Raw genomic sequence first — 13,861 nt, 5'->3', positions numbered from 1 at the left:
GGGCCGTGCTCACTGGTCCACCACCTGCATCTGGGGGTCGTAGCGGTCGCGCAGGCCGTCACCGAGCAGGTTGAAGCCGAGCACGGCCAGGGCGATGGCCAGCCCCGGCACGATCGCCAGCCGGGGCTCGGTGGCCAGCATCGACTGGCTCTCCTGCAGCATCCTGCCCCAGCTGGGGGTGTCGGGGGGCGTGCCGAAGCCGAGGAAGCTCAGGCCCGCCTCGGCGAGGATGGCCAGCGCGAAGCTCACCGAGGCCTGCACGATGACCAGCCCGAGCACGTTGGGCAGCACGTGCCGCCACCCGATGCCGGCCGGCCGCCGCCCCGCCACCCGGGCGGCGGTGATGAACTCCCGCGGCAGGATGCCCAGCGCCCCGGCCCGGGTGACACGGGCGAAGGAGGGGACGCTCGCCAGGCCGATCGCCAGCATCGCCGAGGTGGTGGAGGCCCCGAAGACGGCCGCGAACATGATCGCCAGCAGCAGCGCCGGGAAGGCCAGCCCGATGTCGGCGGCGCGCATGATGAGCGCGTCCAGCCAACGCGGGCCCATCGCCGAGAGAATCCCCAGCGGGACCCCCAGCACAGCCGCCACCCCCACGGCGATGAAGCCGACGTAGAGCGTGGTGCGGGCCCCGACGAGGATCTGGCTCAGGGTGTCGCGGCCGAACTTGTCCGTGCCCAGCCAGTGCTCCGCGCTCGGGCCCTGGAGCCGGGCGGAGGGGACCACCCGCATCGGGTCGTAGGGGGTCCACACGAAGGAGACCAGCGCCATGAGCACCATGACGGCCACGAGGGTGCCGCCCACCAGCAGGTAGGTGCGGCCGGCCCGGCTCGGCGGACGGTCGGTGCTCATGCGCGCCCCCCGATCCGCGGGTCGATGAGGACGTAGAGCACGTCCACCAGGAAGTTCACGACCAGCACCAGGGCCACCAGCACCATCACCACGTCCTGCACGAGGACCAGGTCGCGCTGGGCGACCGCGTCCACCAGCAACGAACCGACGCCGGGGATGACGAAGACACGCTCGATGACGACCGCCCCCACCAGCATCGACGTGAGCGAGAGCCCCAGCACGGTGACCACCGGGACGGCGGCGTTTCGCCACCCGTGCCGGACCAGGGCCTTCCAACGGGGCAGCCCCTTGGCGCGTGCGGTGCGGATGAAGTCGGTGTCCATGACCTCCAGCACTGCGTTGCGCACGTAGCGCGCCAGGATGGCGGCCTGCACCAGGGCCAGGGAGATCGCCGGCAGGGCGAGCTTGCGGAGGAAGCCCACCGGGTCCTCCGCCGGCACCGACCAGCCGCCCGAGGGCAGCCAGCCGAGGCGCACCGCGAAGACAGCGATGAGCAGCATCCCGGCGAGGAAGGCCGGCACGGCCATGCCCAGCTGGCTCACCGCCGAGAGCACCACCCCCACCGAGGAGCGGTGCCGCAGCGCCATGAGGGCCCCCACCGGCACGGCCAGCAGGAGGGCCAGCAGCATCGCCGTCCCCACCAGCCACAGGGTCACGGAGAAGCGGTCGACGAGCTGCGGGGCGATCTCCGCCTGCGAGACGTACCCACGCCCCAGGTCGAGCGTGAACCACCCGGCCAGCCAGTCCAGGTAGCGCACCGGCCAGGGCCGGTCGAGCCCGAACTCGGACCGCAGCCGGGCGACGGACTCCTCCGAGGCGTTCATCCCCAGCGCCACCCGGGCCGGGTCACCCGGCACCACCTGCATCACCGCGAAGACGATGAGGCTCGCCGCGAGCAGGCTGAGCACCAGCACCGCAGTGCGGGAGGCGAGGCGGAGGATCATGGGCCGCAGCCTACGGCCGCCACGACTAGATCGAGACCTTCAGCGGTGCTCGTCCGGTTCGAAACACCCACACCACCGACCCGATGACCCAGCACAGGGCGCTGAGAACCACAGAGGCCCCTGAAGGCGCTGTGGAAAGACTCACCACAGGCCAGGGCACCCACGTCGGGGCTCCTATCACCTGACCGGCGATGATGAACGCACAAGCGAGACCAGCACCCAGAGCACCCCAAAAGGGCTTGGCAATCCCCACGATGGTCAGTGCCGCCCCACTCGCGACCAGGCCAGCACACGTCACCTGCGTGAGAACGCCCGGATAGATAACAGCACTCACTGGAACCCCCTGTACCTGCGATGTGGCGTCCCGAATCTGGCTCGGCCACCACTGCGCGACTCGAAGCCCCGCCACGGGGAGCATCATGCAGGCGAGTCCCACTATGAGGCATGGGAGAACTGCCCAGATCCGCAATCGTGAAGCACCTGCTGTCTCCCAACTCGGCATACGCGGCGAGAACATGCACACGATGGCGATGGCAGCGACCACCAGCACGACCTCCCAGAGGCGCAGCGAGCGATCGGAAGGGCCCCCGAGCTGCACTGACTGCCCCCAAGTCAAACTTAAGACCACGATGTTGAGAAGCCCCACCGCCACCGCACCCCACAGGTGGCGGCCTGCGACCCACAGTCTGGCTCCGGTCATGGGATGTCACTGGCCTTCAACGTGCAACGTTCGACGGCGGTCCGATTCTGCGCAAACCACTCACTCAGTTCCGAGCGCCCGACTCCTCGGAATGCTCCCGTAGCACTACCTCCTCGCCCAATACTCTCCAACGAGGCCGCTAGGTCGCTCGCAAGGTCCACAGCAGTCGAGCTTGAACCGTTTGGGTCGGCACATTGGCTGGCTCCGCTCATCGAATAGGCCAGTTCACGACGAGTCTGATCGACATAGGCCTGCTCATCAACACCAGCACCCGTGCGAAGCACAATGTCCGCAGTCACATTCCGGGATGCTCCAGGAGTCGACACCGTTGCCCCACTCACTCCTGCTACTTGGAGAATGCTGTCCACCTGTGGCCCCCACTGCTTGACGAGGTCAGCCTCCTCCGGTGCAGAACAGATGCTGGTGCGACCGACCTGTTGGCACTCTGCCTCACCATGTGGGATCACCAGGGTTGGGCGCAGCACGATCGATAGAGCACCAGCAGCGACTGTGACACCGCCTAGGAGGACAGCCTCCCGCGGCATCAGACGTGACCGCCTCGGGGTGCTCAGGAGCCACATGGACCACATGAGAAGAGAAGCGGTCCCCAGCGACAAGATCGTAAAGCGCGACAGGACGGCCGGCCACGAGAGAGACCACCCAGGGGATGGAAAACTGTTCCCCCACCACGGGCTCACACTTGCCAGTGGAGTCCCCTGGACCTGAGCCGGCACAAATATCAGAAGGAGCACTCCAACCGGCGCCAGAACCATTGCCCAGCGACCCCACAAGAGGCCTAAGAGGTAACCCAGAGGCACCCAGGTCGCCATCAGCACGACACCAAAGCCCGCCCCTAGAAGATCACCGAAAGTGGGTGCCCCGGGCGCCCCACGGACCAGGTGCACCACATAGGGCGCAACGCCCAGCAGCGTTCCCGCCCAGACGGCCCCGGCGAGTGGCAGCAACTCTCCTGTGACCAACGAGGGTGCAGAACGACCCGCTGCACGCCCGGGGACAAGGCTCTCGACCCGGTGACGACCCCCCGTCACAGCTCCCCACAGACTGGCAGCCAGGGCACCCCATGGCGCATAATCGCGAATCACCAGGGGAAGACGACCCCAACCCACAGGAGGCCAGGCCGTCGGGATCTGTGTGAAGAAGCCGAGCGCGACGCATAACAGCAACAGAATCAGGGACGCCGGGTGATGAACTGCCTGCAGTCTGCTCACGCGGCGATCGATCCATCCGCAAGAATGGCGCGATACCCCGCTTCAAGTGGAGAAACCTCTCCGGGGCTTCCGTGAAGCGCCAACTCGTTTACTGCCCCGTCGAAGATCAACGCCCCCTCATTCATCACGAGGACCCTCTCGGCAATATGCGCCAGATCCTCTACTATGTGAGTCGAAATGAGGACGACTCGCGACTGGCCGATCAACGCCAGCGAATCCCTCAGACCCTGCCTCTGGACAGGGTCCAGCGCAGCTGTCGGTTCATCGAGCAGCACCACCTTGGGATCGTGGGCAAGGGCGCACGCGATACCTAGCCGCTGTCGCATACCCCCCGACAAGGATCGAGCTCGACTACGGGCTCGATCCGTAAGCTGAACGGCATCGAGAGCACGATCCGCCGCCGAGGCCACCTCCCCGGAAGGCACCCCTTGCGACCACGCCGCGACCTCTACGTTGCGCTTGACCGAGGACCACCCCATAACCTCAAAGCGCTGGGGAAGATACCCGAGATCCCGACGCACCGCATCCAGGCCTGAACCTGGACGGCCATTCTCAAAGGCAGTCCGCCCCAGGGCCATCACCGACCCTTCAGCGGGTGTCACATGCGTAGCCAGAATGGATAGAAGACTGCTCTTTCCGGCACCATTCGGCCCCAACAGACCCATGACCCCGGGACCCGCAGAGAAGGACACCCGATCCACTGCCACCCGACGCCCAAATCGCTGGCTCACCGTGGTGACCTCTAAAGAAGGCCTCATTCGCCCCTCCGCTCCGACCTCAGTGATCAGTAGGTGAAGGAATTAGATGCGACGGATTCACCCTTCACCCCATAGATCTTGGTGAAATAGACATCGCCACTGCTTCCACCACCGCTGAGCCATCGCCGCCCAGTGGTCATGCGCTGCTGAAACGAAGAGACCACATAATCAGGCCCCCACTTGGCATGGATCAACTTCCCCGTCACCTCGCCAGGTGCGCACCCCGTCCCCCCACGTGAAACCTTACCCACCACAGCCCCCTGATTTCCATAATAGGGTGTGTCAGCATAGATGCGACAGTTTGCCCCGTCAGAAATGTTGGCAGCCTGCGCAACCATGGGCAGCATAGCCAGGGTAGTCGCGATCAAAACCCCACGAGTCACTGCCTTCATTGTCTTTTCCCTCCATGATGCGGGGCGGCCCACCCCCTGCTGGAGAGACTAGCCCCCCCCGGACTCTAGGAGCAAGCTGCGACTCAGCGCTTCTCGCCGTGCGCGGCACGAACGGCCGGCATGTCCATGCCCTCGCCCCACATGGTCACGTTGCGGGCCTGCGGCAGTTCCGACCGGCGGAAGGTCGGCTCGTCGCCCCGGCTCAGCTGGCGGTCGTAGTTCTTGAGCAGCGCGATCGCCAGGCCACCCAGCGGCAGGATGGCGATGAGGTTGATGGTGGCCATGAAGCCCATCACCAGGTCGGCGAGATTCCACACCAGGGCCACCGAGCCCAGCGCGCCCAGCGCCACGCAGACGACGACCAGGAGGCGGAAGACCAGGATGACCGGCTCCGCCCGCCGCCCCGCGAGGAAGCGGATGTTCGCCTCGCCGTAGTACGAGTTCCCGAGGATCGAGGACCACGCCAGGAAGAAGATCACGACCGAGAGGAAGGGGCCCGCCCACTGGCCCACCTGACCCTGCAGCGCCGACTGGGTGAGGGTGATGCCCTGCGGGTCCTCCAGGCCGTACTGCGGGTTGGAGAGCAGGATGACGAAGGCGGTGGCCGAGCAGACCACGATCGTGTCGAAGTAGACGCCGAGCGCCTGCACAAGGCCCTGCTTGGCCGGGTGGCTCACCGAGGCGGTGGCCGCGGCGTTCGGCACCGAACCCATCCCGGCCTCGTTGGAGAACAGCCCGCGGCGCATGCCCTGCATGAGCGCCGCACCGATCCCGGCGCCGGCAATCTCCTCGAAGCCCAGCGCGTGGCCCACGATGTGCCGGAACATGGCCGGGACCTCGGTGATGTTCAGCGCCACCACCACCAGGGCGAGGATCATGTAGAGCGTGGCCATGACCGGGACGACGACCTCGGTGACCGCCGAGAGGCGCTTGATGCCGCCGAAGATGACCATGGCCGTCAGGCCGGCCAGGACGAGCCCGACCACCAGGGCGACGTTGTCGCCGTCCAGGTTGCCCTGCACCGACCCGGCGATCGAGTTCGACTGCACCGCGTTGAAGACGAAGCCGTAGGTGAAGGTGATGATCACCGCGAAGAGCGCCGCCACCGGCTTCCAGCCCAGGCCGTCCCGGATGTAGTACGCCGGGCCACCGACGTACCCGTCACCGCCCTTGACCTTGTACAGCTGGGCGAGGGTGGACTCGATGAAGGCCGTGGCCCCGCCGAGGATCGCCAGACACCACATCCAGAACACGGCGCCCGGGCCACCCAACGAGATGGCCACGGCCACACCCGCCACGTTGCCCGTGCCCACGCGCGAGGCCGCGGAGACGGTGAACGCCCGGAAGGCCGAGATGCCGTCGTCGGAGTCCGCCCCCGGCTTCTGCAGGATGGTGCGGACCATCTCTGGCAGGCGGCGCAGCTGCACCACCCCCGTCCGGGCGGTGAACCAGGCTCCGGCGGTGACGAGCAGGACGATCACCAGATACCAGTAGTACCCGTTGATCGTCGCGATGTCCTTGGCGAGGGCGTCCATGGGGCGAAGGGTACGGCGCGCCGGGCCTCAGCGACGAAGCGACGAGAGGTCGATCCCTTCGCTCACGGAGTTCTCCGGGATGCCCCGTAGGTCCGCGTCGGCCACCACCAGATTGGGCAGGAGGAAGAGGAAGTCCGCGGCGGCCTCCTCGCTCACCCGGCGGGCGGCCTCCTGCATGGCCTTCTTCTGCTCCGCCTCGCTGCCCGCGTCGGCCTCCTCGAGGAGCTGCTGCACCTCGGGATCGTCGAAGCGCAGGTAGTACTCCGGGTCGCCGAAGAGCACGCCGAGGTCGCGCGGCTCCACGTGCGCCACGATCGAGAGGTCGTAGTCGGCGCCGCTGTGGACCTGCTCCAGCCAGCCAGCGGGAAACTCGAGCTGGTCGAGCCTCACCTCCAGCCCGGCCTCCTCCAGCTGGGACTTCACCACCTGCCCGCACTCCGTGGCGTAGGGCAGGGTCGGCACCCGCAGTCGCAGCGGCTCGTCGACCCCGGCCTCCTCGACCAGCTGCCGGGCCTTCTCCAGGTCGTACGGGTAGTCGCCGGTGCGGTCCTCGTACCAGGGGTCGGTGGGCGGCACCATCGAGCCGATCAGCTCACCCTTGCCGGCCCAGCAGGTGTCCACCAGCCCCTGGTGGTCGATCGCGTGGCGGATCGCCTGGCGCAGCGGCTGGGACTGCATCGGGGTGCTGGAGTGGTTGAAGGACAGGACGACCTCGCCGTTGGTGGTGCCCTCGATGACCTGCAGGTCATCGCGCCCCTCGAACTGGGAGAGGGACTCCGGGGCCTGCACGGTGGTCTCGAGGTCGATGTCCCCGGTGAGCATCGCGTTGTTCAGGGCGGTGCCGTCCTTGAAGTAGCGGAAGACCGCCGTCTTGAAGTAGGGCACCTCACCGCCGAAGTCGTCGCGGCGCTCCAGCGTGATGCGGTCGCCCCGCTTCCAGGACTTCAGCTCGTACGGCCCGGAGCCGACCGTCTCCTTGGCCAGCTTCGCCTGCGTGTCGCTGGGGAAGATCGCCCCGACCCGGGTGGTCATGTTGTACAGCCAGGCGTTGCTCGGGCGCTCCAGCGTCACCTTGACGGTGCGGTCGTCAACGGCCTCCGCCGACTTCACGACATCCATCGTGGACTTCAGCGAGCTCGTCCAGGCGTCGGACTGCACGGCCTCGATGCTGGCCACCACGTCCTCGGCGGTGAGCTCGCTGCCGTCGGAGAAGGTGCGCCCCTCCGGGAGGGTGAAGGTGTAGGTGGTGCGGTCCTCGGAGATCTCGTGGGACTCGGCCAGGGCGTCGACGATCTCGCCGGACTCCGGGTCGACCGTCACGAGGGTCTCGTAGACGTTCCCCAGGAGGAGCTGCGGGATGGCCGCCCCGTCGGCGGTGCGGAAGTCCAGGCTGGCCGGCTCGGCCACCAGGCCGAGGGTGAGCACCTCGTCGGACGGCTCGGCGCTCTCCTCGCCCGACCCCTCGCCCCCACCGGTGGACTCCTTCCCCGACGCGCCGGCCCCCTCCCCGCCGGCGGAGGAGGCACCACCGCCCGCGGACCCACCGGTGCTGCTCCCGGCGCTGCACCCGGCGAGGGCCAGCGTGGTGGCGAGGACGGCGGTCGAGACACGACCGAGATGACGCATGACTGCTCCTTGCTAACCCGTGCAGCCCCGTTGCCGCGCGGTGACGCGCACAGTATGGGCCACCCCCACGGAATCCCCGTGGGTGGTGCGAGCGTTCCCCGAGGAGTCCGCCGTGCAGGAACCCGCCCCACCCACCCGACCACCGGAGGAACCGTGCCCCGCACCGTCCAGCTGTTCGAGCCCCTGACCGTCGGCGAGCTCGAGGTCCGCCACCGGGCCTGGGTGGCCGCCATGTGCCAGTACTCCTGCGACCCGCTCACCGCACCGGGCGTGCCGAACGACTGGCACCTGGTGCACCTGGGCGCCTTCGCGACCGGCGGCGCCTCAATGATCGTCACCGAGGCCGCCGCCGTCACCCCGGAGGGGCGGATCTCGCCCCACGACGCCGGCCTGTGGAACGACGAGCAGGTGGCCGGGTGGCGGCGCGTCAACGACTTCGTCCACGGGCTGGGCACCGGTGTGACGACCGCCGTCCAGCTCGCCCACGCCGGGCGGAAGGCCTCCACCTGGCGGCCCTTCGACACCGACGGGCGCAGCGGCTCCGTGGCGCCGGGGGCCGACGCCGATGGACGGGCGACCTCCCCGGAGACCTCCGGGTGGCAGACACTCGCCCCCACCGACGAGGCCTTCGGCGAGCTCGCCGCCCCGCGGGCCATGACCGAGGAGGAGATCCGCGCCACCGTCACCGCCTTCGGGGACGCCGCCGAGCGCGCGGTGGAGGCCGGCTTCGACGCGGTGCAGGTGCACGGCGCGCACGGCTACCTGATCCACCAGTTCACCTCGCCGCTGGTCAACACCCGCACCGACGCGTGGGGTGGCTCCGAGGAGGGGCGTTTCCGCTTCGGGCTGGAGGTGGTGCGCGAGGTGCGCCGCCGCGTCCCGGCCTCGATGCCGGTGCTGCTGCGCATCTCCGCGACCGACTGGGAGGAGGTCGAGGGCGACCTGGCGATGATGTCCCGCTTCGCCGTCGCGGCCGCCGACCTCGGCGTGGACATGGTCGACGTCTCGGCCGGCGGCAACCTGCCGCGCCCGACCATCCCCACCGGGCCGGGCTACCAGGTGCGGCTGGCCACGGAGATCCGCGCGGCGCTGCGCGAGGCCGGGCACGAGATCCCGGTCGGCGCGGTGGGTGAGATCAGCTCGCCGCACCAGGCCGAGACGATCGTCGGCCAGGAGCAGGCGGACCTGGTGCTGCTGGCCCGCGCCGCCCTGGCCGACCCGCACTGGTGGATGCGGGCCGCCCACGAGCTCGGGGCCCAGCCGCTCACGATCGGGCAGTACGAGCGCGCGCGACTGGACCGATTGGCCTGAGGCTCAGGCCTTGTCGCGCACGTAGGCGGCGGCGTCCTCGTCGGAGAGGACCGATCCCTCCCCGAGCAGGGAGACGATGAGCCCGTCCACCCGGGCCTTGATCTCGTCGCGCGCGGCGCGGACCGCGTCGACCTCCTGCCCGATGAGGCGGACCGGCCAGTCCTCGCGACGGCGGGCCAGGAAGTCCTCACCGAGGTCGGGATCGGCCATGGTGACCACCACGTCCGCGGCCCGGAGCACGTCCTGCTCCACCGGCTGCGGGTACATGTGGGTGGTGTCGATGCCGCGCTCCTGCATCACCTGCACCACGGCCGGGTCGATCTCCTCGTGCGGGTCGATGCCAGCGCTCATCACGTGGATCCGGCCGCCGGAGTACTTGTCGGTGAGGGTGGCCGCCATCTGCGTGGCGCCGGCGTTGTGCGGGCTCACGAAGATCACGACCGGGATGCGCGTGTTCGCCGCACCGCGCTGCTGGGCGAGGGCCTTGAGGCGGTCCTTGGCCTGCCGCTCGGCCAGGACCGGGACGAAGTCCTTGATCTTGGCGTTCGCCTCCCGCTCCGCACGGGCCCGCCGGAGGGCCTCGGAGACCTCCTCGCGACTGAAGACGGCGTCGAACTCGTGGAGGAGCCGCTCGGTCGCACTCTCGTACTGCTTCTCGATGCCGGGCTGGGCGGTCATGTCGTGCCTCCTTGCGCCGACCCCGGGGCCGGCCTCGGTCGTGCGCTAATGCGCCCTGTCCGCACGACGCTAGTGGCAGAGGTCACGTCTGAACAGGGGGTGAACCATGCCCGCTCAGGCGAAGAACGCGCCGATCCGCCGCCAGGCGTCGTCGTCGAGCGCATACCAGCTCCAGGAGCCGCGCCGCTCGCGGGTGAGCAGCCCGGCGTCGACGAGCACCTTGAGGTGGTGGCTGACCGTCGGCTGGGCCAGGTCGACGACCGGCTGCAGGTCGCAGACGCAGACCTCGCCCGCCTTCGCGGCCCGGACGGCCGCGACGATGCGGACCCGGGCCGGGTGACCCAGGGCCTTGAGCACGGTGGCCGCCTCCTCGTCGGGCACCCGGTGGAGGGCCACCCCGCAGTCCTCTGCCCCCGTCAGCTCGCCCGGGGGCGTCTCCGGTGCGGACACGCTCCACCTCCCTCGCGTTGACTTCGGTCGCTCCATCTTGCCAGAATCGACATATCGATATCCATCGATATGTCGATTCAGATCGACCCGGTGGATGGGCTGATCCCCCTCCGGCCCATCCACCTCCCTCCTCCGGCCCAGCACCCTGCCCCCCTCCCCTCGAGAGCGTGATGAACTCAGCACCCAGCGCGTCCCCCGCCGCCCCGCCGATGGACCCCACCGCCCGCCTGTCCACCCTGGACCGCTTCCTGCCCGTCTGGATCGGCGCGGCCATGGCCGCCGGACTCCTCCTCGGCCGCCTCGTGCCCGGGCTGGACTCGGCCCTCGACTCGGTGAAGGTCGCCGGCGTCTCGCTGCCGATCGCCATCGGCCTGCTGGTCATGATGTACCCGGTCCTGGCCAAGGTCCGCTACGACCGGCTCGATGAGGTCACCGCCGACCGCCGCATGCTCGGCTCCTCCCTGCTCCTCAACTGGATCCTCGGCCCGGCGCTCATGTTCGCCCTGGCCTGGCTCCTCGTGCCCGACCTCCCGGAGTACCGGACCGGCCTGATCATCGTCGGCCTGGCCCGCTGCATCGCCATGGTCATCATCTGGAACGACATGGCCTGTGGTGACCGTGAGGCCGCCGCCGTGCTCGTGGCGATCAACTCGGTCTTCCAGGTGCTCATGTTCGGCGTGCTGGGGTGGTTCTACCTGTCCGTGCTGCCGGGTTGGCTGGGCCTGGACACCACCGGCCTGGACGTCTCGATGTGGGAGATCGCCCGCAGCGTGCTGATCTTCCTGGGCATCCCGCTGGTGGCCGGCTTCCTCACCCGCCGCTTCGGCGAGCAGGCGATGGGCCGCGCGCGCTACGAGGACCGCTTCCTGCCGGCCATCGACCCGTGGGCTCTCTACGGCCTGCTGTTCACCATCGTGGTGCTCTTCGCCCTGCAGGGCGAGCAGGTCACCTCCCACCCCGGGGACGTGGCCCGGATCGCCCTGCCGCTGCTGGCCTACTTCGTCCTCATGTGGGGCGGCTCCTACGCCCTCGGACGCGCGGTGGGCCTGGGCTACGAGCGCACCACGACGCTGGCCTTCACCGCCGCCGGCAACAACTTCGAGCTGGCCATCGCCGTGGCCATCGCCACCTTCGGCCTGAGCTCCGGCGAAGCCCTGGCCGGGGTCGTCGGGCCGCTCATCGAGGTCCCGGTGCTGGTCGGCCTGGTCTACGTGTCACTCTGGCTGCGTCCGCGCCTCTTCCCCGCCTCGCCCCCCGCAGGAGCCCGCTGATGACCAGTCGCCCCGCCGTGATGTACGTCTGCGTCCACAACGCCGGCCGCTCGCAGATGGCCGCCGCCTGGACCCGGACCCTGGGCGGGGACCGGGTGGAGGTTCGCTCCTCCGGCTCGCAGCCGGCCGACGCCGTGAACCCGGCGGCCGTGGAGGCGATGGCGGAGGTCGGCATCGACCTCGGCGCCGTGACCCCACGGGTCCTGACCCGGGAGGACATGGAGGCCTCCGAAGTCGTGGTGACGATGGGCTGCGGCGACGAGTGCCCCTACGTCCCCGGTGTGCGCCGCGAGGACTGGGAGCTGGAGGACCCGGCCGGACGCCCCGTCGAGGAGGTCCGCCCGGTCCGTGACGAGATCCGGCGCCGCGTGGAGGAGATGCTCCGCTCGCTCGGGGTGGAGCCGCTGCCCTGGCCGCGCCCCGCCGAGCGCATCGTGACCTTCGTGTGCAACTCCAACCGGGGCAAGTCGCAGATGGGCGCCGGGCTCATGCGACGCCTGGCCGTGCCCGGCGTGCAGGTGCTGAGCGCCGGGGTGGCCGCCGCGCCGCGCGAGAAGGGCGTGAACGACGAGTCCGCCGAGAGCCTCGAGGCCGTGGGGGCGACCCTGGCCGGGGAGCACCCCAAGCAGCTCACCCCCCAGCTGGCCGCAGCGACCGACGTGCTCGTGGTCATCGGCGGCGCGCAGCCCGGGCCGGAGCTCGAGGGGCACCTCCCGGCGGACGTGCGCCGCTGGACCGTCGACGAGCCGAGCGAGCGCGGCATCGAGGGAGCGGAGCGGATGGCGCTGATCCGCGACGAGATCGACACACAGGTGGCGGCGCTGGCCGAGGAGCTGCGCGACTGAGGGGCAGCGCTGGACACCGGGGACCGAACAGGAAGGGCCAGCCCATGAGGAGGGCGCAGGAGGTGGACGTCGCCGTCGTCGGTGGCGGGCAGGCGGGACTGGCGACGAGCTACTGGCTGCGCCGGGCCGGCATCGAGCACGTGGTCCTCGACGCGGCCGACGGGCCGGGCGGTGCGTGGGGCCGGATGTGGCCGAGCCTGCACGCCTTCTCCCCGCCGCAGTTCTCCTCGCTGCCGGGCTGGATGATGCCGCCCTGGCGCGGCGAGGGCTCGTTCCCCTCGCGCGAGCACGTGGAGGATTACCTGACGGCCTACGAGGAGCGCTACGAGGTGCCGGTCGAGCGGCCGGTGCGGGTGGAGGCCGTGCGGGACGGCGGTGATCGGCTGCTCGTCGAGGGTGTGCGGGGCGGGGAGGCCGTGACCTGGGCGTCCCGGGCCGTAGTGAGCGCGACCGGCACCTGGTCACGGCCCTTCTGGCCGGCCGTGGCGGGGATGCGGGAGTTCCGGGGCGCGCAGCTCCACTCGGCGCAGTACCGCGGGCCGGAGTCGCTGCCAGCCGGGCGGGTGCTCGTGGTGGGTGGGGGCAACACCGGGGCGCAGCTGGCGGCCGAGCTCACCGCATCGCACGAGGTGGTGTGGGCGACGCAGCGCCCGCCGCGGTTCATGCCGCCGGAGGTGGACGGCCGGGTGCTCTTCGACGTGGCCACGGCCCGGCGGGCGGCGCTCGACGCGGGGCGCCCGGACGACGGCGGCGTGGCGGCGCTGGGCGACATCGTGCAGGTCCCGGAGGTGCGAGCGGCCCTGCAGGAGGGGCGGCTGGGGGCGGTGCCGATGGTGGAGCGGCTGACCACGGCAGGGGCGGCGTGGGGGCCTGTGGGCCATTCCACACAGGCTGTGGACAACCGTGTGGACGCCGGTGTGGACGAGGGCGCCGAGGATGGTTCCACGTGGAACGAGCCGCCCGTGCCGCCCGGCGAGGTGCTGCCCCTGACGGCGGTGCTGTGGTGCACCGGCTACCGTCCCGCGCTGGGACACCTGCGCCCGCTGGGGCTCCGCGGCGAGCGGGGGCGGGTCGCTGTGGCGGAGGGATCGATGACGCGGGCGGCGGGCGATCCGCGCCTGCACCTCATGGGCTATGGCGACTGGACCGGGCCTGCCTCGGCGACGCTCATCGGGGTGGGGCGGCCGGCCCGGGCGGCGGTGCGGGAGATCGGTGAACTCTTGGGGGCGGGGCGCGGCGGTTCTTGACACCCCCCCCGGGGCGGTTCAGA

12 protein-coding genes are annotated in these 13,861 nt (G+C 70.0%); 4 read left to right on the top strand and 8 right to left on the bottom strand.

Going from position 1 to position 13,861, the window contains the following annotated elements; genetic code table 11:
* Positions 1–9: 9 nt before the first annotated feature.
* From CFT82_RS06715 to CFT82_RS06695, 6 genes are all read right to left on the bottom strand, one after another.
* Complete coding sequence (locus CFT82_RS06715) at positions 10–852, bottom strand: ABC transporter permease (protein ID WP_088818199.1); 843 nt, start codon at positions 850–852, stop codon at positions 10–12.
* The gene (locus tag CFT82_RS06710; RefSeq protein WP_088818198.1) at positions 849–1,796 is read right to left on the bottom strand and encodes an ABC transporter permease; all 948 of its coding nucleotides are present in this window, start codon (positions 1,794–1,796) and stop codon (positions 849–851) included. The genes CFT82_RS06715 and CFT82_RS06710 overlap by 4 nt, the downstream gene beginning before the upstream one ends.
* A gap of 1,925 nt (positions 1,797–3,721) precedes the next feature.
* On the bottom strand, positions 3,722–4,483 hold the full coding sequence (locus CFT82_RS12200) for an ABC transporter ATP-binding protein (RefSeq protein WP_088818197.1): 762 nt from the start codon (positions 4,481–4,483) through the stop codon (positions 3,722–3,724).
* A 26-nt stretch (positions 4,484–4,509) separates the two neighbouring features.
* Positions 4,510–4,830, bottom strand: a complete 321-nt coding sequence (locus CFT82_RS11535) for a hypothetical protein (protein WP_143469517.1) — start codon at positions 4,828–4,830, stop codon at positions 4,510–4,512.
* Positions 4,831–4,958: 128 nt separating this feature from the next.
* A complete protein-coding gene (locus CFT82_RS06700) occupies positions 4,959–6,410 on the bottom strand; it encodes an alanine/glycine:cation symporter family protein (RefSeq protein WP_088818196.1) in 1,452 nt (483 codons plus the stop codon).
* Positions 6,411–6,437: 27 nt separating this feature from the next.
* Positions 6,438–8,036 carry an ABC transporter substrate-binding protein gene (locus CFT82_RS06695; RefSeq protein ID WP_088818195.1) on the bottom strand — a complete coding sequence of 533 codons (1,599 nt, stop codon included), beginning with the start codon at positions 8,034–8,036 and terminating at the stop codon, positions 6,438–6,440.
* A 153-nt stretch (positions 8,037–8,189) separates the two neighbouring features.
* Between CFT82_RS06695 and CFT82_RS06690 the strand changes: the two genes are divergently transcribed.
* Positions 8,190–9,347 (top strand): oxidoreductase, encoded by a 1,158-nt coding sequence (locus tag CFT82_RS06690; RefSeq protein WP_088818194.1) that lies wholly within the window; start codon positions 8,190–8,192, stop codon positions 9,345–9,347.
* Between the two features lie 3 nt (positions 9,348–9,350).
* Here CFT82_RS06690 and CFT82_RS06685 read toward each other — a convergent pair whose 3' ends face one another.
* Together CFT82_RS06685 and CFT82_RS06680 are read right to left on the bottom strand one after the other, a co-directional pair.
* Positions 9,351–10,025, bottom strand: coding sequence for an arsenate-mycothiol transferase ArsC (locus CFT82_RS06685; RefSeq protein ID WP_088818193.1), 675 nt, complete (start codon positions 10,023–10,025; stop codon positions 9,351–9,353).
* A gap of 114 nt (positions 10,026–10,139) precedes the next feature.
* On the bottom strand, positions 10,140–10,475 hold the full coding sequence (locus CFT82_RS06680; protein ID WP_234994302.1) for an ArsR/SmtB family transcription factor: 336 nt from the start codon (positions 10,473–10,475) through the stop codon (positions 10,140–10,142).
* 170 nt (positions 10,476–10,645) lie between these two features.
* Between CFT82_RS06680 and arsB the strand changes: the two genes are divergently transcribed.
* The 3 genes from arsB to CFT82_RS06665 are packed head-to-tail and all read left to right on the top strand — an operon-like array spanning position 10,646 to position 13,838.
* Positions 10,646–11,746: an ACR3 family arsenite efflux transporter gene (gene arsB / locus CFT82_RS06675; protein ID WP_234994301.1), complete on the top strand. Its 1,101-nt coding sequence runs from the start codon at positions 10,646–10,648 to the stop codon at positions 11,744–11,746.
* Entirely contained in the window at positions 11,746–12,591 is an 846-nt protein-coding gene (locus CFT82_RS12390; RefSeq protein WP_088818190.1) for an arsenate reductase/protein-tyrosine-phosphatase family protein, read from the top strand. The genes arsB and CFT82_RS12390 overlap by 1 nt, the downstream gene beginning before the upstream one ends.
* A 44-nt stretch (positions 12,592–12,635) precedes the next feature.
* On the top strand, positions 12,636–13,838 hold the full coding sequence (locus CFT82_RS06665; RefSeq protein ID WP_088818189.1) for an FAD-dependent oxidoreductase: 1,203 nt from the start codon (positions 12,636–12,638) through the stop codon (positions 13,836–13,838).
* The last annotated feature ends 23 nt before the right edge of the window (positions 13,839–13,861 follow it).

It is taken from the genome of Kytococcus aerolatus, from assembly GCF_900187395.1.
GTDB lineage: Bacteria > Actinomycetota > Actinomycetes > Actinomycetales > Dermatophilaceae > Kytococcus > Kytococcus aerolatus.
Note: the sequence above shows the minus strand (reverse complement) of the source record. Positions and strands in the feature narration are given on the sequence as shown.

Excerpts from the sequence above, each read along its gene's own strand:
- CFT82_RS06710 (WP_088818198.1), bottom strand. The coding sequence starts at position 1,796 with ATGATCCTCCGCCTCGCCTCCCGCACTGCGGTGCTGGTGCTCAGCCTG.
- CFT82_RS12390 (WP_088818190.1), top strand. The coding sequence starts at position 11,746 with ATGACCAGTCGCCCCGCCGTGATGTACGTCTGCGTCCACAACGCCGGC.
- CFT82_RS06695 (WP_088818195.1), bottom strand. The coding sequence starts at position 8,036 with ATGCGTCATCTCGGTCGTGTCTCGACCGCCGTCCTCGCCACCACGCTG.
- arsB (WP_234994301.1), top strand. The coding sequence starts at position 10,646 with ATGAACTCAGCACCCAGCGCGTCCCCCGCCGCCCCGCCGATGGACCCC.
- CFT82_RS06700 (WP_088818196.1), bottom strand. The coding sequence starts at position 6,410 with ATGGACGCCCTCGCCAAGGACATCGCGACGATCAACGGGTACTACTGG.
- CFT82_RS06685 (WP_088818193.1), bottom strand. The coding sequence starts at position 10,025 with ATGACCGCCCAGCCCGGCATCGAGAAGCAGTACGAGAGTGCGACCGAG.
- CFT82_RS06665 (WP_088818189.1), top strand. The coding sequence starts at position 12,636 with ATGAGGAGGGCGCAGGAGGTGGACGTCGCCGTCGTCGGTGGCGGGCAG.
- CFT82_RS11535 (WP_143469517.1), bottom strand. The coding sequence starts at position 4,830 with ATGCTGCCCATGGTTGCGCAGGCTGCCAACATTTCTGACGGGGCAAAC.
- CFT82_RS06715 (WP_088818199.1), bottom strand. The coding sequence starts at position 852 with ATGAGCACCGACCGTCCGCCGAGCCGGGCCGGCCGCACCTACCTGCTG.
- CFT82_RS12200 (WP_088818197.1), bottom strand. The coding sequence starts at position 4,483 with ATGAGGCCTTCTTTAGAGGTCACCACGGTGAGCCAGCGATTTGGGCGT.